Raw genomic sequence first — 18,548 nt, forward strand, 5'->3', positions numbered from 1 at the left:
AGCCGCGTTAGGCGAGGCGAAACGCTGGCAATCGGACGTCTCGGCTTGCCGCCGCCGCACCGCGCTGGCAACGTTGACGGGTCCTCGCGGCATGGCGCCCGAACGCATCTCCGCGTCCAGGACGCATCACAGGAAGACCCCGCGACATGACGTTCTGGCCGCTGCTCCTCATCGCGCTCGGTGTCTCCGCCGACGCCTTCGCCGTCGCCCTCACCAAGGGCCTGCACATGCGGCGGTTCAACGTGCGCCACGCGCTCGTGATCGCCGGCACCTTCGGACTGTTCCAAGCGGTCATGCCGCTCGTCGGCTGGTTCCTCGGCACGCAGTTCGCACGGTACATCACCGAGGTCGACCACTGGGTCGCCTTCGGCCTGCTCGCCCTCGTGGGCGGCAAGATGCTCTGGGAGGCGTTCTCGAGCCACGAGGACACCGAGGTCGACTCCGACCGCATCGACGTCCGGCGACTCCTCATCCTCGCGCTCGCCACGAGCATCGACGCGCTCGCCATCGGCATCACGCTCGCGTTCCTGCCCGGTTCGATCCTCGAAGCCGTCGTCCTCATCGGACTGACGACGTTCGTGCTCGCCTTCCTGGGCGTCTTCATCGGCCGTCGCGTCGGTCAGCGCTTCGGCAAGCCGGCGGAGATCGCCGGTGGAGTCATCCTGATCCTCATCGGTGTCAAGATCCTCATCGACCACCTCACCGGCTAGTCGGAGGTCACCGCTTCCGGGTGAAGATCGCGCCGGTCGACACGTCCTCACCGAGCGCCTCGAGGCTCCGCCCACGCGTCTCGGGTACCTGGGTGGCGACGAAGAGGAGCGCGAGTGCGCCGACACCCGCGAACAGGAAGAAGGTCCCGGTGATGCCGAGGCCGTCGACCAGGGACGGGAAGTACAGCGCCAGGAACCCGTTTGCGACCCAGAGCATGAAGATCGAGACACCCATGCCGAGGCCGCGCATCTGGAGCGGGAAGACCTCGGCGAGGTACACCCAGACCGCCACGTTGAGGAACGTCTGCATGGAGCCGACGAACACGACCACGAGGAACAGGATGACCCAGGGACGCATCGGGTCGCCCGGCTCGAGCACCATCGACGAGAAGCCGATGAGCAGATGGCACGCGGTCGTGAGCGAGAAGCCGACGACGAACGTCTTCCGTCGGTCGAGTCGGTCCATGTAGGTGAGGGCGATGAAGCCGCCGACGACGGCGATGACACCGGGCGCGATGTTGGCGATGAGCGCGGCGCTCTCGTCGAAGCCCGACTCCACGAGCACGGTCTGCCCGTAATACATGATCGAGTTGATCCCCGTGAGCTGCTGGGCGATCCCGACGCCGACACCGACGAGCAGGATGCGCACGAGCCACGGGTTGCGGAGGACGGCCCCGAGCCCGATCCGGTGTTGGTCGCGCTGCGCGGTGATGGACGCCTCCACCTCCGCGAGTTCGGCGACGGCGCGGTCGTCGGAGCGGACGGTCCGCAGGACGTCCAGGGCGTCCTCGCGGCGACCGTGGTCGACGAGCCACCGCGGTGACTCGGGCATCCGCAGCATGCCGACGAACAGCGCGACCGCCGGGAGGGCGCAGACGGCGAACATGATGCGCCAGACGCTCGTGTGCTCGCTGAACACGGTGCCGATGACCGCGTTGATCACGAAGGCCGACAACTGTCCGAGGACGATCGCGACCTCGTTCCGGCCGGTGATCGACCCACGGATCTCGTACGGGGCGAGCTCCGCCAGGTAGACCGGGACGACGGCGGAGGCACCGCCGACGGCGAGACCGAGGAGGACGCGACCGGCGACGAGGAGCTCGACGTTCGGCGAGCAGACGACGACCAGCGTGCCGACGAAGAAGAGGACGGCCAGCACGATGATGCTCCGTCGCCGGCCCCACGCGTCCGACACCCGACCGCCGAGCAGGGCGCCGACGGCGGCCGCGAAGACGAGCGAGCTCGTGACGACACCCTCGGTGATGGGCGTGAGCCCGAGTTCCGCGGTCATCGGTCGCAGTGCGCCGTTAATGACGCCGGTGTCGTAGCCGAAGAGCAGGCCGCCGAAACAGGCGACGATCGAGATCAGGCCGAGGTGGCGGCGGTGCGGCCCGGGCGTGAGGGCCGGCAGCGTGCTCGCCGACTGTCGGGCTGTGGGGGATCCGGCCATCGTGCTTCCTCGTCTGCTGGGTCCCGGTGCCGAGCGGCGACGTGGACACGACGACAGTACCGGCTCCGCGCGGTTGCGGGGCGGGCCGTGGCCTCGCCCCGCAACCACACCGACGCCAGGCTGAGGGAGCTGCATCGGTACAGACGGTTCGGGTCTCGTCTATCCGGACGAGGCTACGGTCGAGAGCGATCCGCCGTTCGCGCTTGAGGATGTCCGTCGGCTGTCGTATCCTCTGCGCTCGGCGTTCCTCTGCTCCCTGAGCGACCGGTTCAGTCGTCGGTGCCCGGCCGCAGCAGGCCGCTCTCGTACGCGAGGATGACGAGCTGGGCGCGGTCGTGGGCGGCGACCTTCGTCATGATGCGGTTCACGTGGGTCTTCGAGGTGTGCGGTGAGATGACGAGGTCGTCGGCGATCTGCTGGTTGGATCGGCCGCGGGCCACGAGGAGCAACACTTCCAGCTCCCGCTCGGTGAGGAGCGCCAGCTCGGTGGGGACCTGGCGCGGGCTCGTCGGTTCGTCCGCAGCGACGACGTACCTGGTGATGAGACTCCGGGTCGCGGCGGGGGACAGGAGTGCGTCGCCGGCGTGCACCGCGCGCACGGCGCGGACGATCTCCTCGGGCTCCGAGCCCTTGCCGATGAACCCGCTCGCGCCGGCGCGCAGAGTCGCGATGAGGTTCTCGTCCTCCTCGAACGTGGTGAGGATGAGGACCCGGGTGTCCGCGAGCTCGGGGTCCGCGCAGATCGCGGTGGTCGCGCCGATGCCGTCGAGGACGGGCATGCGGATGTCCATGAGCACGACGTCCGGTCGCAACTCGCGGGCGAGTGACACCGCCTGCGCGCCGTCCACGGCTTCGCCCACGACCTCGAGGTCGGGCTCGGAGGAGAGGATGTCGGCGACGGCCTGGCGGATGAGCGACTGGTCGTCGACGACGAGCACGGTGGTCATGCGGGGGACTCCTCGGGGTGTGTCGGGGCCGGGTGTGTCGGACCGGGGTGTGTCGGCTCGCCGGTCGGGAGGCTCGCGGACAGCCGCCAGCCGCCCGGGGTCGCACCCACGTCGACGGATCCGCGGACGGCCGCGACGCGCTCGCGGATGCCGAGGAGTCCGTGCCCGGTGGTCGGCACCGCGTCGGCCTGCTCACACGGGACGCCGGGGGCCGTCGGATTGCTCACACTGACGACGATCCTCCCGTCGCCGCCCTCGACGAGCACGTGCGCACGACGCTCAGGACCGTGCTTTAGTGCGTTCGTCAGCCCCTCCTGGACGACGCGGTAGGCGACCGTGTCCGTGGCGGTCGACAGCTCCGGTGCGTCGGGGTCGATCCGTGTCGTGATGTCGAGGCCTGCGGTGGTGAACTCGGCGATCAACGCGTCGAGTCGGTCGAGTCCCGGCTGCGGCAGCGTTCCACGGGGGCCTGCGCCGGCGTCCCCGCCATCGCTCCGCAGGACCTCGAGCAGGTCACCGATCTCGCCGAGCACCGTCCGTGACGCCCGGCGGATCGAGACGAGCGCCTCCTTCGCCTTCTCCGGCCGCGACTCCAGGGAGCTCGAAGCCACCCCGGCGTTCAGGCTGATCACCGAGATCTGATGGGCGACGGTGTCGTGGAGGTCGCGTGCGATCCGGAGACGCTCCTCGGTCACCCGACGCCTCGCCTCGGCCTCGCGGGTCTGTTCGGCCCGCTCCGCGCGTTCGGTGATCGCCAGGATGTACGCGCGGCGCGAGCGCGTCCCGTCACCGGCTGCGGCGGCGAACGCGATCATCACCGCGAACTGGACCGTCCGCGGATCGAAGCTGCCGATCGACGCCAGCAGGCTGAGGAGGGCGACGGCGACCATCGTCGCGACGGCCGTGATCAGGGTCGTCCGACGTGCAGAGCGAACGGCCACTCCGAACATCGCGATCGCGGCCGCGATCACGACACCGGGAGCGAGGGTCCCCGTGATCGCCGCCGCACCGTAACAGGCGATGACGGCAGCGAGCACCGGGATGGGCCAACGTCGGCGGAGCGGGAGCAGGAGTGCCGGTGCGACGACCAGGGCGACGACGAGCGGGCTGCCCGGCCGGAACTCCGCATTGGGGAACGGGATGAACGCCGAGGCGATGATGAGGACCGCGGCGACCACGTCGTGCACCCACGCCGGAAGTCTCCGACGCGGATCGTGTACCCGGTGATCCTGCGTCGCGGAGGTCATGGGCCCAGTCTGCCGGGAACCGGCGCCGGGCGACTCCTCCGCACGTGGCATTCCGCGGTACCACGGACGCGGTACACGGGTGTCCGCCGGTGGGGGACGCGCCGGACGGGCGACGCCGCGAGTCTGGAGTGGAGCCGGAGCACCCGGCCCCAGACGAGGAGACACCATGCAGAGCACCACAGCGCCGCCGATCATCTCGGTCCGGGACGTCCGGCGTTCCTACGGTCGCGGTCAGAACCGGTTCGACGCGCTGAAAGGGGTGAGCTTCGATATCCACGCCGGCGAGAGCGTCGCGATCGTCGGGAAGAGCGGCTCCGGCAAGTCCACGCTCATGCACGTGCTCGCGCTCCTCGACGCACCGAGTTCCGGCACCGTCGAGCTCGAAGGGGTCGACACGAGCACCCTCCGCGGTCGCCGCCTCAACACGACCAGGAACAAGACCTTCGGGTTCGTGTTCCAGCAGTTCTTCCTCACCGCCAACGCGACGGTGCTCGAGAACGTCCTGCTCCCGATGAAGATCGCCGGCGTCCGCCGCGGTGACCGACGTCGCCGGGCGCTCGCCGCGCTCGCGCAGCTCCAGCTCGAGGACAAGGCGCGGAACCGTGCGGTGAACCTCTCCGGCGGGCAGAAACAGCGGACGGTGATCGCCCGCGCGCTCGTCAACAACCCGCGGATCATCTTCGCCGACGAGCCGACCGGCAACCTCGACACGGCGACCGGCGCAGTCGTGGAGGACATCCTCTTCTCCCTCAATCGGGAGAGCGGCATCACCCTCATCGTCGTCACGCACGACGAGGAGCTGGCGGCACGCTGCGATCGGCGGATCCTCATCCGCGACGGACTGCTCGTCGAGGACGAGGCGGTGGCCGCATGAGAACCGTCGACCTCATCGGGACCGCCGTCGCGAACACGTTCCGGTCCAAGACCCGCACCATCCTGACCATCCTGGCGATCTTCGTCGGGGCGTTCACGCTCACGCTCACCAACGGGCTCGGCACGGGCATCAACGCCTACATCGACGACACGGTGTCGAGCGTCGGCGCGTCCGACACGATGACCGTCACCAAGACGTCCGACACCGCAGGCGGGTTGGGTGCGGCGACGAGCGGGCCGAAGGAGTACGACCCGGACGCGGTCGCCGCCACCGGTGCCGGCGCGCCGGGATCGACCGTCGTCGCCCTGACACCGACCGACCTCGACGAGCTCGGCAGGATCGACGGCGTCCTCGACGTCCAGGCCGTGAAGTCGATCTCGACCGACTACATCGAGGCGGGCGGCGGCACGAAGTACGTCGTCGGTGTCGGTGGACTCATCTCCGGGCAGAGCGTCACGCTGGTGGACGGTGCACAGCCCGACGACGACACCGACACGCTCCAGCTCGTGCTCCCCACGTCCTATGTGGAACCGCTCGGCTTCGGCAGCGACGCGGACGCGGTCGGGCAGACGGTCACGGTCGCGATCACGGATGCGCAGCGCACGCAGCACACCGTGGACGCGACCGTCGTCGGAGTCGCCGAGGAGAGCCTCGCTTCGCCCACCGGCGCCTCGATCGTGCCGAACGCCGCGCTCACCGACCTCCTCTACGAGACCCAGAACATCGGCGTCCCGTCCGACCAGGTCGAGCGATACGCGCAGGCGTCCATCCGGTTCGGCGCGGACGCCACCGACGAGCAGGTCACGGCGTTGAAGGACCGACTGGCCGACGCGGGCTACACCGGCACGACCGTCGCGGACCAGCTCGGCACCATCAAGACGGTGATCGACGGGATCGTCCTCGTCCTCAACGCCTTCGCGATCATCGCCCTCCTCGCGGCCAGCTTCGGGATCGTGAACACGCTCCTCATGTCCGTGCAGGAGCGCACCCGCGAGATCGGGCTGATGAAGGCCATGGGGATGGGCAGTGGGAAGGTCTTCGGGTTGTTCAGCCTCGAGGCCGCGTTCATCGGCTTCCTCGGCAGTGCGATCGGCGTCGGTATCGCGGTGCTCGCCGGCACCGGCATCAGTGCCGCGCTGTCCGGATCGCTCCTCGCCGACCTGCCGGGCCTCGACCTCATCGCGTTCGACCCGGTGTCGCTCGGGATCATCGTCCTGGTCGTCATGGTGATCGCGTTCCTCGCCGGCACCCTGCCCGCCGCCCGTGCTGCCAAGGCAGATCCGGTGGAGTCGCTCCGCTACGAGTGAGGTGCAGCGGTCGGGAATGCCGGGTGGCGGCTGTGGGGCGTGGCGAAAGCGGCGCCCCACAGCCGCGCCGGCGCCAGGTTGAGGAGCAGCGCCGGCGCAGACGCTCAGGTCGCGTCTGCGGCGTCCACGTTACGACAAGCGGCCGTCCCGTCGTCGGAGGTTGAGGCTCCGCGCCCGCTTCTTCTCCGCTTCGCGCTTCGGGGTGGTGACGTGCTCGGGTCTGAGACCGATCCCGATGAACCTCGCCGCAAGCGGTCGGACGACGGGTCCGGCGAGCCGCATCAGCCGGATCACCGACCGCGGCGCGATGCGGTCGCCCGTGGTCGTGCGGGAGATCACCCGATGCCCCGCTCGCTGGATGCGCTGCATGATCCTCACCGGCCGCTCGCGTCGACGTTGGACGGCCGCGAGGACCCCGGACGGTGCGTCCCCTGCGGCGAGGTGGTCGGCGATCGCGTTGGACAGGGCGACCGCATCCTGGATCGCGTAGTTGACCCCGACGCCGAACATCGGTGACATCGCGTGCGCGGCGTCGCCGATGGCGATGAAGCCCGGGCGGTGCCAGCGGTCGAGGCGGTTGAGCTGGACTGAGAGGAGCTTGACCTGGTCCCAGTCGGTGAGGGTGTCGACCACCTGACGCAGGACGGGCGCGGCATCGACGATCCGGCGGCGGAGCGCCGGCAGGCCCTCGGCTCGGAGCAGCTCCGCGCCGCCCTTCCGGATGACCATGCCGGACTGGTACCGGTCACCCCGGTCGATCGTGAGCACCATGCCGCGCGGCGAGAGGTAGGCGAGGGTCGGGGGCGGCGGGTCGGCCGGCTTCGGCAGGCTGAACCACAGGACGTCGATCGGCACGCCGCTCTCGTCGGGGATGAGTCCGGCCGCGTCGCGGAGTGCCGAGGTGCGTCCGTCCGCCGCGACCGTGAGGGTGGCTCGGGTCTCGATGTCGGTGGAAGTGCTGGTCGCTGGGTCGGTTTCGGTCGCTGGGGCGTCGGCGGTCGTCGTGGTCGCGCGCAGGCCACGCACCCGGCCCTGCTCCACGATCAGGCCGGTCGCCTCGGTGCGGAGGCGGAGCTCGAAGTTCGGCAGTGCGGCGGCCTCCTCGGCGAGGAAGTTCAGGAAGTCCCACTGCGGCGCGAGGACGAGGAAGCGGTCGGGTGCTGGCAGGGTGCGGAAGTCGACCATCGTCATCCGCAGGCCGTCGATCACGGCGTCCATCGTCTGCAACCGGTTGAGCGGCAGCCGCAGGAACCGCTCGCGCAGGCCGAGCTCGCCGAGCAAGGTGATGGTCGACGGGTGGATCGTGTCGCCGCGGAAGTCGCGGAAGAAGTCGGCGTGTTTCTCGAGCACGGTCACGCGGAGGCCGGACCGGGCGAGGAGGTAGCCGAGCACCATGCCGGCCGGGCCGCCACCCGCGATGACGCAGTCGCGGTCGGCGGTGTGGTCGGCGGCGTGGTCGCCGTGATCGCTGTCGGTGCGGGTCGTCGGTTTCATCGCGCTGCTCCCGTCGGTCTCTTCCGGACACTACTCCGGAACCCATATCGTCGACATCATGCGTGTGTTGCAGCGGGCGGGACTGCCGCTTCTCGTGTCCGGAACGATCGTGCTCGCGCTGTCGGCGTGCACTGGTGGCGGTGGGCCCGGTGGCGGCTCCGCCGGCAGTGCGTCGCCCGCTGCGTCGGTGCCGGCGGAGTCGTCGAGCGGGGGCTCGGGAGACGGATCATCCCTCCAGGTCGACTGCGCGGCGGTGGAGGCGGCCGTCGCGCCGTACATCGCGGGGCTCGTCGCGCGGGAGGACAACGGGGCGGACGAGTACGGGACCGTCTGTGGCTGGGAGGCGCCGGAGGGGACGATCGATGCGGCGGACATCCGGTCGGTGGAGGTCGTCGTCTCGCCCGAGTCGAGCGAGGCGCTGTCGGCCGATGAGCTCGCCGCCGCCGGGCTCACGCCGATCCCGGATGCGACCATCGAGGCTGCTGGCGGAACCGCTTACAGCGCGACGGTCGAGACCGGTGTCGCCGCGGTGATCGTCACGACGGTGGTGCTGCCGGAGACGGAGATATCCGTCACCGGTGGGCAATGGGCGGGCCATCCGTCGCTCGACGGACCGGCCGCGGTCGAGGTCGTGAAGGCGCTCATGGGCCGGTGAGCGGCGCGGGAGCTGCTGGCCCATCCGGTCCCTGAGCAACCCTCGCCGGTCCCTGAGCAACCCTCGCCCGCCCCTGAGCAACCCTCGCCGGTCCCTGAGCCTGTCGAAGGGCACACGGGTGAACCCTGCGAATCCGGTATGCCTCCTCCGGTCCCTGAGCCTGTCGAAGCGCGCACGAGGAAGCGTCCAAGACCAGCGGCACCCGTCCGGTCGCTGAGCCTGTCGAAGGGCACTCGTAGGCACTTCGACAAGCTCAGTGACCGGAAGAGGTGCACCCGCACTCACTCCGGTCTCCGAGCAGCCCCTTCCGGTCCCTGAGCTTGTCGAAGGGCACACGAGGGACCTCCCGCTCCGGTGATCTTCTCCCGGTCCCTGAGCCTGTCGAAGGGCCCACGAGGACACTTCCACACTCGGCTCGACTCAGCATCTGGAATGTCAGTGGTCCATGGTGGACTGGAGTCATGGCCGAGACCACCACCACCGCGATCCGCGCGAGCGACGAGTACGCCGCGCGCCTCGCGGAGTTCTCGGACCACTACGCGGACATCCAGCGGCGTCGTGCCAACCTGGACGCCGAGGAGGCCCGGCTGCTGGCCCGATCTGCGGCCTACGCGGACGCCTTCGCAGACGTCGCGGTTCCGGCGATCTTCCCGCCGGCTGAACGTCAGGCCCTCTCCCGCCGGTCGACCTGTGCGGCGCTCGCGATGGCGACACGGACGCCGGAACGGACGGTTCAGCGTGCGACCAACGATGCCGAACTGCTCGTGAACGAAGCGCCGACTGTGCTTGCCTCACTTGAGGCCGGTCGTATCTCCGCCCGGCATGCGCAGACCATCACGGACCAGCTCTGCGACGTCCCGACCGCAGGGCGAGCGGTGTTCCTCGCCGAGGTCCTGCCGGTCGCCGAACAATCCACCAATGCGTACCTCCGGAAGCGTGCCCGCGTTCTGCGCGAGCGCCTCCACCCGGAATCGATCACCGCACGCGCAACCCGTTCGGAGGCTGACCGTCGGGTCGAGTTCGAACCGGCCGCCGACGGCATGGCGTGGGTGCACCTCTTCACCACGGCGCCGATCGCCCAGGGGCTCATCGAGCGGGTCGAAGCCGCCGCGGCCGAGTCACGCCAGGCGGGCGACACCCGCACGTGCGCACAGCTGCAGGCGGACGCGCTCGCGGCCCTCGCCCTCACCGGAGTAACCCCGGAAGACATCATGTCGAGCCCTGTGCTTCCGCACCCGATCGAAGTGCAGGAGCACATCACGCCAACCGTGCAGATCACCGTCCCGGCACTGAGCATGGCCGGCGTCTCCGACGCACCCGGCATGCTCGATGGGTACGGCCCGATCGACCCCGAGACCGCGGCACGCATCGCGGTGAACGCACCCAGCTTCACCCGGGTCCTCGTCCAACCCGAAACCGGCGCGATCCTTTCCGTCGGGCGGAACCAGTACCGCGTTCCGGCCGATCTGCAACGCGCGGTCCGCTTGCGGGACGGCACCTGTCGGGCACCGGGCTGCGGGAGACGAGCCAGAGCCTGCGATCTCGACCATTCGGTCGCGTGGGAGGACGGCGGGGTGACAGATGTCGGCAATCTTGCTTGTTTGTGTCGACATCATCACCGGATGAAGCACCTCCCTGGATGGAACCTCGACCACGGTCCCGGCGGGGTCCTCGACTGGACGACACCTGACGGCAAACACCACCGGACGGAACCAGATCCCGCACCGTTCTAGCCCCCGCAGGTCACTGAGCCTGTCGAAGGGTTCCTCGTGGGCACTTCGACAAGCTCAGTGACCGGGAAAGGTGCGCCCGAACCGTTGAGGGGTCCTCGTGGGCACTTCGACAGGCTCATTGACCGGGCTGGACTGTGCTCGCAGGCGTTTCGGTCCCTGAGCCTGTCGAAGGGCAGTCGGGTTGCGCTGCCTCAGTGACCGGGAGAGGTGTGCCCGGAACGTTCAGGCGTGCTTGTGGGCACTTCGACAGGCTCAGTGACCGGGAGGGGTGTACCCGGAACCGATTCGGCACTCGGGTTGCGCTGCCTCAGTGATCGGGGAGAGGTGTACCCGGAACGTTGAGGGTTCCTCGTGGGCACTTCGACAGGCTCAGTGACCGAGCTGGACTGTGCTCGGGTGCATTTCGGTCCCTGAGCTTGTCGAAGGGCAGGCAGCACCGGGAGCTGCTTCCGGGGCCGCGTCCGCACCCCGCCGGGTAGGCTCCAAACGTGGGCACCGACGAAGACCAGATGCTGTCACTCGTGTACGCGAGCACGGCGACACAGCCGTTCAGCGACGACGACCTCACCGCCCTGCTCGCCGTCTGCCGCGAGAACAACGCCCGCGCACAGCTCACCGGCATGCTCGTCTACCGTGACGGCCGGTTCCTCCAGGTCCTCGAGGGCCCCGAACCCGCCGTCCGCAAACTGATGGTCACCCTCGCCGCCGATCCCCGCCACAGCGGCATCCGCGTGATGTTCGAGGAGCCCATCCGCGAACGGCAGTTCGCCGCCTGGACCATGGGCTTCGAACGCGCCGACACCGGCTCCGCCGCAGACCTCGACGGCTACCGCGACACCTTTGACGACCTTGACCGCGACGACCCGACCGCCACCATGCGCGCCCTGCAGGAACTCGCCCGCTGGTTCCGCAGCCGCGCCACGCGGAGCTGAGCGGCGCTCAAGCCCTCGCTCACACCCGTAGTCAGCCCGCGAGCTTGCCGATCGGGCTGTCGTCGAGGTTCGCGAGCAGCTCGGCGACGTCGCCGTAGACCGCGACAGCACCCGCGTCACGGAGCTCCTGCTCGCCGAACCCACCGCTGCGCACCCCGATGCACTCCACACCGGCCCGCGCGGCCGCCTCGATGTCCCAGACGGCGTCGCCGACCATGACGGCCCGCGACGCCGGCACGCCCGCACGATCGAGCGCGACCTCGACGATGTCGGGCTCCGGCTTGGCGGTCTCCACGTCACCGGACGAGGTCGCCGCGAAGATCGCATCGTCGACGTCGAGCAGCTCCCGCAGGATCTCGAGCTCGTTCTCCGGAGCCGAGGTCGCCAGCACGACTGCGATCCCGCGGCCTGCCAACTCGCCGAGCAGCTCGCGCGCACCGCCGATCACCCGCAGCCGGGAGGTGTTCTGGAGGTAGTACTCGCTGTGCAGCTCCTTCGCCCGCTCGCCGTACTGCTCGACGTCGTCGGACCCGTCGAGGAGCGATTCGAGCAGCTGACCGCCGTCCTTGCCGATCGAGCGATGGATCCGCCACGCGTCGACCGGCCTGCCGGCATCGGCGAACGCGCGATCCCATGCGTCGACGTGCAGGTAGTTCGAGTCGACGAGCGTCCCGTCGATGTCGAAGAGCACCGCGATGCGGTCGTCGGAGTTCTCGGGGACGGTGGTGTCAGCTGGTTCGGACATGCGTCCAGTCAAGCCCGCGAGCCCGCCATTGTGAAGCGGTGGTCATTCACCGCAGAACGTGCGAGCCCGCGGGCGCGGCAACGCCGCCGCTACTGGAACCGACTCGTGAGGATCACGGAGCTGGTCGCGTCGTCGAGGAACACCTGCGTCGAGCGGCCGTCTTGCGAGAAGGCGTCGTCGAGAGCGGACGAACGCACGAACGGTCCCGGCGGCAGTGCGTCGTCGAGTCCGGCGTCGAGGTCCGGGAGCTCCGCCTTCGCGTCCGAGCCCGCCTCCCCTGGGGCGAGCGCGCGCAGTTCCGCGTACCCGGCCTCGTCCAGGACGACGACCGCATCGATCCAGTACGTGCTCGGGCCCGGAACCCGCTCGTCGCCCATGGTCCCCGACATCCAGGTCGCCGAGAGCGCGGTGGCGAGTTGCGGGAAGCGGTCGGTGAGCGGGCCGAGCTCGTGCCGGATCTCACCGGTGCCCGAGCGGGTGGCGGAGTCCGATGCCGATGCGGATGCCGCGGTCGTCCGGTCCGGCGACGGTGACGACGCGCAGCCGGCGAGCAGACCGGCGACCACGACGACCACCGTGGCCACGACGGTCGCGCGCGGCGCGAGACGGTGACGTCGATCATGCATCCGAGCAGTCGTGTCCATGCCAGCAGCCTAGAGGTCGTCGATCACTGTCCGTTCGGCCAGCCCGGGACTGTGCGGCAGGCGGGGGTGCCCGGAACGGGTTGCGCCGAGGCTGGAGCCATGAACCTCTCCACCGCCCATCCCATCGAGGCTCGCGGGCTCCGCAAGACCTTCCACGGTCGCCCGCGCGTCGATGACGTGTCCTTCACCGTCGCCCCTGGCCGGGTCGTCGGACTCCTCGGCCCCAACGGCGCCGGGAAGACCACCACCATCCGCCTGCTGCTGGGACTCGCCCGTCCTGACGCGGGTGACGGCCTCATCCTCGGTCGCCCGTACCGCGAGCTCGAGCAGCCGGCGCGCACCGTCGGCGCCGTCCTCGACGCGGGCGGACTCCACCCGGCTCGCACCGGGCGGCAGCACCTCCGCATCGCCGCCGCACGGATCGGGGTCGACGCCTCCCGCATCGACGCGGTCCTCACCGAAGTAGGCATGGCACGCGACGCCGACCGCCCCGCCGGCGGGTACTCGCTCGGGATGCGTCAGCGCATCGCGATCGCCGCAGCCCTCCTCGGCGAGCCGGCCGTGCTCATCCTCGACGAGCCGTCGAACGGCCTGGACCCGGCAGGCATGCAGTGGCTGCGACTCCGGCTGCGTGCGTTCGCCGACGCGGGTGGGACGGTGCTGCTGTCGTCCCACCTTCTGTCCGATGTCCAGGACATCGCGGACGACGTGGTCGTCATCACCGACGGTCGCGTGCTGGCGCAGTCGTCGATGGTCGACATCCTCGCCGCATCGGGCGGCGACCTCGAGGCGTACTACCTCCAGGTCACCGGAACCGCCCAGCTCACCGACAACGGGCGGGTGCGCTGATGCTCCGCGCCGAACTCATCGGTCTCGTCACCACGACCGCGACGAAGGTCACCGCGGCGGTCGCCGTCGTGGGCCTCATCGTCACGCAACTCGCCTTCGTCACCCTCATGCCCGCCCTCGCCGACGGCGACATCGGCCCTGGACTCGACGCCCTCGGGAGCGACTTCCCCGTCCTGGACCTCGCCACCCGTGCCGTCCAACTCGACGCGCTCAACCCCCTCGGTGCGTCGATGGGCAGCGGCTCCATCGGAGTCGCACTCCTGGCGATCACCCTGCTCGGTGTGCTCGCCGGCACGAGTGACGACCGCTACGGCGGCATCGTCGGTGCCGCCCTCGCCTCGCCGAAGCGGTTCCGCATCGTCGCAGCCAAGGCGGGCGCGGTCGCAGTCGTCGGCGCCGCTCTCGGTGTCGTACTCGCCCTCGTCAGCCTGGTCACGCTCGTGATCACCCTGGCAGCGACCGGGACGCCGTTCGTCCTCGGACTCCCGGACCTCGCAGCACGGTTCGGGCTCGGTGTTCTCGCCGTCACCGCCCTGTCGGTCATCGGCCTCGCGGTCGGACTCATCGTCCGCACCCAGCTCGCCGGCGTTCTGACGATGATCGCGATCCTCATCCTCGAACCGGTCGTCGTCTCCTCGATCCAGCTGGTCACCGGCGGCACCGTGCCGGCCTGGACCCAGTTCCTGCCCGTCGCCCTCGCCCAGGGCGTCATCCACGGCGGAACGGACGGGCTCGGACCGATCGTCGTCATCCTCGCCCTCGTGGCCCTCACCGCCGCCCTCACTGCGGCCGCATCCGCTGCGCTCTCGCGCCGCGACATCTGAAAGGAATCACCCACATGAACGACCCGACCCAGACCCGCACTCAGGCCACGACGCAGCACCAGACCCGTCACCGGACGCTCATCGCCGTCTCGGCCGCCGCCGCGCTGCTCGCCGGAACCGTCTCCCTCAGCGCCTGCTCCATCGCCACGGAGCAAACCGCCGGCACCGGCTCCGAATCCGGCCCGCTGCAGGACCGGATGCAATCGCTCGTCGACGCCGGTTACCCCGCGGCGCTCGCCTCGGTGATCGGGCCGGACGGTGAGGCGATCGACGTCGCCGCCGGCATCGGCGACCTCGCGACCGACGAGCCGGCCCCGGTCGACGGCGAGGTGCGGATCGCGAGCAACACGAAGATGTTCGTCTCGACCGTCGTCCTGCAGCTCGTCGAGGAGGGGAAGGTCGCGCTCGACGCCCCGATCGACACCTACCTCCCCGGGCTCATCACCGGCGACGGCATCGACGGCACCCGCATCTCGGTCCGTCAGCTGCTCCAGCACACGGCGGGACTCCCCGAGTACGCCGACCAGATCGCCGCCGACGCGTTCGCGGCACAGGAGCGCTACACCTCGCCCCGCGACATGCTCGACATCGCCCTCGCCAAGCCGGCCGTGTTCGCGCCGGGGGAGCGGTGGGCGTACAGCAACACGAACTACCTCGTGCTGGGGCTCATGGTCGAGCAGGTCACCGATCGGGCACTCGCCCAGCAGATCGACGAGCGCATCGTCAAGCCGCTCGACCTCGAGCACACGTACTTCCCGGCGCCGGGCGAACGCGAGCTGCGCGGCGAGCACCCGCACGGGTACCACGCGAAGACCGTCGGTGACCTCCTGGACATCACGGCCCTCGACACCTCGTTCGCCTGGTCCGCCGGTGCACTCGTCTCGACGCCGCACGAGCTCAACGTCTTCATGAAGGCCCTGCTCGACGGTGAACTCCTGAACGAGGAGACCCTCGCCGAGATGCAGACCACGGTCCCGGCCGGCGACGAGCTGTGGCCGGGAGCGGGCTACGGGCTCGGCCTGCAGAGCTACCCGCTGAGCTGCGGCGGTGTGGCCTGGGGCCATGGCGGCGACATCCCCGGAACCCAGACACGCAACGCGGTCGGTCCCGACGGCACGGCCGTCACCATCGCCGTCACCTCGCTGCCGTGGGCGGTCGTGTCGCCCGACGACAACGAGCGGTTGATGAAGCAGTATCGGATCGTCGTCGACGCCCTCGACGCGACCCTCTGCGAGCGATGATCACTTCCCACCGGACGCCGAGCGCCGACCCCAACCGGGGTCGGCGCTCGGCGTGGTTGACTCGACCCATGACCTCTCCCGCGCGGCCCGCCCCTGTCGCGGCCCGTCTGCGCTCGGCGCTCCCGCCGGTCCTGGTCCTCGCCGGTGCGGTTGGGTATCTCGGGGTCGTCCCGTGGGTCGACGAGCTGCACGCCGTGCCGGGTCGGATCCCGCCGTGGGCGCACGCGGCCCTGGTCGTGCTCCAGGCCGTCGCGTTGCTGCTGCGGGTCCGGTACCCGGTGGTCGTGTTCGGGGCTGTGGTCACGCTCGACCTCGTGATCCTCGGCAGCACCGGCGGTGAGCTCGGGATCGGCTCGTTCGGCGTGATCCTCGCCACCTACGCGCTCGCTCGTCGCCAGGAGCGTCGGACGGTCATCCGCGCGCTGGTGGCCGGCGCGGTCGCGACGACGGTCGTCGGCGGCATCGCGATGGCCTTCGGGTCGTCCGAGGAGCCGCTCATCCTCGTGTTCGCGGCCGTCGCGCGCATCGTGTTGCAGTACGTGCTCCCGGCCGGCGTCGCCGAGTACGCCAGGGGTCGCGAGCGCTTGCTGTCGGCGATCGAGGACCAGGCGCGCATGGCCGAGAACGAGCGCCGGATCAGTGTGCAGAACGACCTCCGCGCGGAACGCACCGCCCTCGCGCGGGAACTGCACGACATCGCCGGACACCACCTGTCGGGGATCATCGTCAGCGCGCAGGCGGCCAGCGCTCTGGTGGAGCGCGACCCGGACCGCGCTCGGGAGATGCTCCAGACGGTGCAGTCGGATGCACGGACGACGCTCGTGGACCTCCGGCGGACGGTCGGCCTGCTGCGCAGCGACGACGCGGACGCCCAGGGCGGCGGAGACGGATCGACCCTCGGGCCGGCGACCACTCCGACGATCGCGGCGATTCCGGAACTCGTCGAGGCGGCGCGGTCGCGGGGGCAGCACGTCGCGTACACCGTGACCGGCGAGCCTCGTGTGCTTGGTCCGCTCGCGGAGACGGCCGCGTATCGGACCGTCCAGGAGTCGCTGGCGAACGCCGCCCGCCATGCGCCCGGAGCCGTCTGCCGTGTGGCGGTGCGGTTCGAGGCGGACGCGATCGAGCTCACGGTGACGAACGCCGCGTCGTCGCAGCGGCCTGCTTCGCCGTCGCGCGACGGGTACGGGCTCTGGGGTATGCGCGAGCGCGCCGAGCTCATCGGGGCGCGATTGACCGCGGGGCCGATGGACGACGGCGGGTGGTGCAACCGCCTCACCATTCCTGACCAGCACCGTCCCGACCAGCAGGGTCCCGACCAGCATCGGAGTGACGCATGATCCGCCTTCTCATCGCCGACGACCAGGCGGTCGTCCGCGCCGGCCTCTCGGTGATCCTCGGGGCCGAGCCCGACATCGAGGTGGTGGGTGAGGCGATCGACGGTGCCGACGCGGTGCGGTTGGCGAAGGAACTGCGACCGGACCTGATCTGCATGGACATCCGCATGCCGGGCACGGACGGGATCGCGGCGACCCGCACGATCACGGCGGACCCGGAGCTCGACGCCGACGTCCTCATCCTGACGACCTTCGACGTCGACGCGGACGTGTTCGCCGCCCTCGAGGCCGGTGCGGCCGGCTTCCTGCTGAAGGGCGCGGACGAGGCGACGCTGCTCGCGGCGATCCGTTCCGTCGCGGCGGGGGAGGGGACGCTCGACCAACGCCTCACCCGTCGCATCCTCCGCGAGTTCTCGGAGCGCCGGCGCGAGGCCCCGGTCGCGACCGCGCCGGTCGAGTCGCCGCTCACCGATCGCGAGTTCGAGGTCCTCGACCTCCTGGCGCAGGGACTCTCCAACGCGGAGATCGCCGACCGCCTCTTCGTCGAACCCACCACGGTGAAGTACCACCTCGCCGGTCTTTTGCAGAAGACGGGAGCGCGCGACCGCCTCCAAGCCGTGCTCTGGGGGATCCGCGCGGGGCTTGTCGACCCGCATTGAGCCAAATGCGGACGACATACAGATTATCCGCTAATTCTCCGGCGAGTTATCCACAGGCGGGATGGCCTTCGAGCCGCCCCGTTTTCGCGCCCAAAGACCCGTTCCAGCGACAGCTGCCGCAAGGACGATCTGCACGATCAGCAAGACCAGTAGGAAGACGTCGCCGCGCTCGCCCGACCACCTCATGAGCAAGGCGCCGAGCTGCAGGGCTGCGGTCACGAGCAAGACGAGCCCGAAGATGACGGTGGTCCGTGCCCGAGCGGGAGTCATACCCGCAGCCTACGGCTTCGCAGACTGGCGAGCAGCCGAACGCTCCCCACACCACCGGGAGCCGCGAGTACCACGAACTGCTGATGAGGAAGGGCTCGGTGAGGACGTTTCAGGTGCGGACGCCGGCGTTCTTACCGTGCTGGCGTTCGAACGCTTCCCGCGTCCTGGCAGAGCGTCGTATCCGCTGCACGCCGAGCAGCGTGGACACTCCCCATACCACCGCGCCGAGCCAGTAGATCGGCATTCCGTTCACGGCCGCCCAGACGCTCCCCGCAACGAGCAGTGTCCCGAGCACGACGGCGACCCACCCGAACGTGCGCTCCCGTTCGAACGCGAGGCGTTGCTGGATCAGCGATTCCATGGCGTCAGGCTACTCGGTGCCCGCATCGTCGCGGGGCGGCTGCTGGACGCGGCGTGCGGCGTGCCATTTGAGCAGTGTCAACGCCAACGGCAGTACCAGCAGCGCCAGACCCATCAGTTTCAGCGGCAGCGGCATCGTCGGGCTGAGCGTGCAGATGAGCGCGAGGATTGCGATGAAACCGAGTCGTACCCATGGGGCGGCCGGCGAGGTATTCATGCTCGCAGGCTATCCGAGCCCACGCACGATGGCATCGACAAGCGTGACCGTCC

General features: G+C 70.0%; 20 protein-coding genes. 11 read left to right on the plus strand and 9 right to left on the minus strand.

The genetic code is table 11. The features are described 5' to 3' along the window. The first annotated feature begins 146 nt into the window (after positions 1 to 146). Positions 147 to 710, plus strand: coding sequence for a manganese efflux pump MntP (locus tag IFU30_RS02755; RefSeq protein WP_192004221.1), 564 nt, complete (start codon positions 147 to 149; stop codon positions 708 to 710). A 7-nt stretch (positions 711 to 717) separates the two neighbouring features. Here the strand turns inward: IFU30_RS02755 and IFU30_RS02760 are convergent, their stop codons facing one another. The 3 genes from IFU30_RS02760 to IFU30_RS02770 all read right to left on the minus strand — a co-directional run bounded on the left by IFU30_RS02760 (position 718) and on the right by IFU30_RS02770 (position 4,354). Beyond that, positions 718 to 2,160, minus strand: coding sequence for a sugar porter family MFS transporter (locus tag IFU30_RS02760; protein ID WP_192004222.1), 1,443 nt, complete (start codon positions 2,158 to 2,160; stop codon positions 718 to 720). 269 nt (positions 2,161 to 2,429) lie between these two features. Continuing rightward, entirely contained in the window at positions 2,430 to 3,107 is a 678-nt protein-coding gene (locus tag IFU30_RS02765; protein WP_192004223.1) for a response regulator, read from the minus strand. Beyond that, complete coding sequence (locus tag IFU30_RS02770) at positions 3,104 to 4,354, minus strand: sensor histidine kinase (protein ID WP_192004224.1); 1,251 nt, start codon at positions 4,352 to 4,354, stop codon at positions 3,104 to 3,106. Before IFU30_RS02770 ends, IFU30_RS02765 begins: the two co-directional genes overlap by 4 nt. Positions 4,355 to 4,520: 166 nt before the next feature. On the opposite strand from IFU30_RS02770, the gene IFU30_RS02775 reads away from it, so the two are divergent. Continuing rightward, on the plus strand, positions 4,521 to 5,228 hold the full coding sequence (locus tag IFU30_RS02775) for an ABC transporter ATP-binding protein (protein ID WP_085511157.1): 708 nt from the start codon (positions 4,521 to 4,523) through the stop codon (positions 5,226 to 5,228). Next, entirely contained in the window at positions 5,225 to 6,535 is a 1,311-nt protein-coding gene (locus tag IFU30_RS02780) for an ABC transporter permease (RefSeq protein WP_192004225.1), read from the plus strand. Before IFU30_RS02775 ends, IFU30_RS02780 begins: the two co-directional genes overlap by 4 nt. A 129-nt stretch (positions 6,536 to 6,664) precedes the next feature. Here the strand turns inward: IFU30_RS02780 and IFU30_RS02785 are convergent, their stop codons facing one another. Continuing rightward, on the minus strand, positions 6,665 to 8,029 hold the full coding sequence (locus IFU30_RS02785) for an FAD-dependent oxidoreductase (RefSeq protein WP_192004226.1): 1,365 nt from the start codon (positions 8,027 to 8,029) through the stop codon (positions 6,665 to 6,667). A 58-nt stretch (positions 8,030 to 8,087) separates the two neighbouring features. On the opposite strand from IFU30_RS02785, the gene IFU30_RS02790 reads away from it, so the two are divergent. From IFU30_RS02790 to IFU30_RS02800, 3 genes are all read left to right on the plus strand, one after another. Next, positions 8,088 to 8,684 (plus strand): hypothetical protein, encoded by a 597-nt coding sequence (locus tag IFU30_RS02790; RefSeq protein WP_192004227.1) that lies wholly within the window; start codon positions 8,088 to 8,090, stop codon positions 8,682 to 8,684. Between the two features lie 461 nt (positions 8,685 to 9,145). After that, the gene (locus IFU30_RS02795; protein WP_192004228.1) at positions 9,146 to 10,417 is read left to right on the plus strand and encodes an HNH endonuclease signature motif containing protein; all 1,272 of its coding nucleotides are present in this window, start codon (positions 9,146 to 9,148) and stop codon (positions 10,415 to 10,417) included. 488 nt (positions 10,418 to 10,905) lie between these two features. Then, complete coding sequence (locus IFU30_RS02800) at positions 10,906 to 11,349, plus strand: BLUF domain-containing protein (protein ID WP_342450794.1); 444 nt, start codon at positions 10,906 to 10,908, stop codon at positions 11,347 to 11,349. Positions 11,350 to 11,380: 31 nt separating this feature from the next. Here the strand turns inward: IFU30_RS02800 and IFU30_RS02805 are convergent, their stop codons facing one another. Both IFU30_RS02805 and IFU30_RS02810 read right to left on the minus strand, forming a co-directional pair. After that, positions 11,381 to 12,094, minus strand: a complete 714-nt coding sequence (locus IFU30_RS02805; RefSeq protein ID WP_192004229.1) for an HAD family hydrolase — start codon at positions 12,092 to 12,094, stop codon at positions 11,381 to 11,383. A gap of 89 nt (positions 12,095 to 12,183) precedes the next feature. Beyond that, the gene (locus IFU30_RS02810; RefSeq protein WP_192004230.1) at positions 12,184 to 12,738 is read right to left on the minus strand and encodes a hypothetical protein; all 555 of its coding nucleotides are present in this window, start codon (positions 12,736 to 12,738) and stop codon (positions 12,184 to 12,186) included. A 99-nt stretch (positions 12,739 to 12,837) separates the two neighbouring features. Between IFU30_RS02810 and IFU30_RS02815 the strand changes: the two genes are divergently transcribed. The 5 genes from IFU30_RS02815 to IFU30_RS02835 all read left to right on the plus strand — a co-directional run bounded on the left by IFU30_RS02815 (position 12,838) and on the right by IFU30_RS02835 (position 17,648). After that, positions 12,838 to 13,587, plus strand: a complete 750-nt coding sequence (locus IFU30_RS02815) for an ABC transporter ATP-binding protein (RefSeq protein WP_192004231.1) — start codon at positions 12,838 to 12,840, stop codon at positions 13,585 to 13,587. Further along, complete coding sequence (locus IFU30_RS02820) at positions 13,587 to 14,411, plus strand: hypothetical protein (protein WP_192004232.1); 825 nt, start codon at positions 13,587 to 13,589, stop codon at positions 14,409 to 14,411. Before IFU30_RS02815 ends, IFU30_RS02820 begins: the two co-directional genes overlap by 1 nt. A gap of 14 nt (positions 14,412 to 14,425) precedes the next feature. Beyond that, a complete protein-coding gene (locus tag IFU30_RS02825) occupies positions 14,426 to 15,652 on the plus strand; it encodes a serine hydrolase domain-containing protein (protein WP_192004233.1) in 1,227 nt (408 codons plus the stop codon). 68 nt (positions 15,653 to 15,720) lie between these two features. Further along, entirely contained in the window at positions 15,721 to 16,992 is a 1,272-nt protein-coding gene (locus IFU30_RS02830; RefSeq protein WP_192004234.1) for a sensor histidine kinase, read from the plus strand. Next, on the plus strand, positions 16,989 to 17,648 hold the full coding sequence (locus IFU30_RS02835) for a response regulator (protein ID WP_192004235.1): 660 nt from the start codon (positions 16,989 to 16,991) through the stop codon (positions 17,646 to 17,648). Before IFU30_RS02830 ends, IFU30_RS02835 begins: the two co-directional genes overlap by 4 nt. A gap of 30 nt (positions 17,649 to 17,678) precedes the next feature. On the opposite strand, the gene IFU30_RS02840 is transcribed toward IFU30_RS02835, so the two are convergent. From IFU30_RS02840 to IFU30_RS02850, 3 genes are all read right to left on the minus strand, one after another. After that, the gene (locus tag IFU30_RS02840; RefSeq protein WP_192004236.1) at positions 17,679 to 17,918 is read right to left on the minus strand and encodes a hypothetical protein; all 240 of its coding nucleotides are present in this window, start codon (positions 17,916 to 17,918) and stop codon (positions 17,679 to 17,681) included. 109 nt (positions 17,919 to 18,027) lie between these two features. Then, positions 18,028 to 18,279: a hypothetical protein gene (locus tag IFU30_RS02845; protein ID WP_192004237.1), complete on the minus strand. Its 252-nt coding sequence runs from the start codon at positions 18,277 to 18,279 to the stop codon at positions 18,028 to 18,030. Positions 18,280 to 18,288: 9 nt separating this feature from the next. After that, positions 18,289 to 18,495, minus strand: a complete 207-nt coding sequence (locus IFU30_RS02850) for a hypothetical protein (RefSeq protein WP_192004238.1) — start codon at positions 18,493 to 18,495, stop codon at positions 18,289 to 18,291. Between the last annotated feature and the right edge of the window lie 53 nt (positions 18,496 to 18,548).

It is taken from the genome of Plantibacter sp. CFBP 8798 (assembly GCF_014841195.1).
In the GTDB taxonomy this organism is placed as follows: Bacteria; Actinomycetota; Actinomycetes; order Actinomycetales; family Microbacteriaceae; genus Plantibacter; species Plantibacter auratus.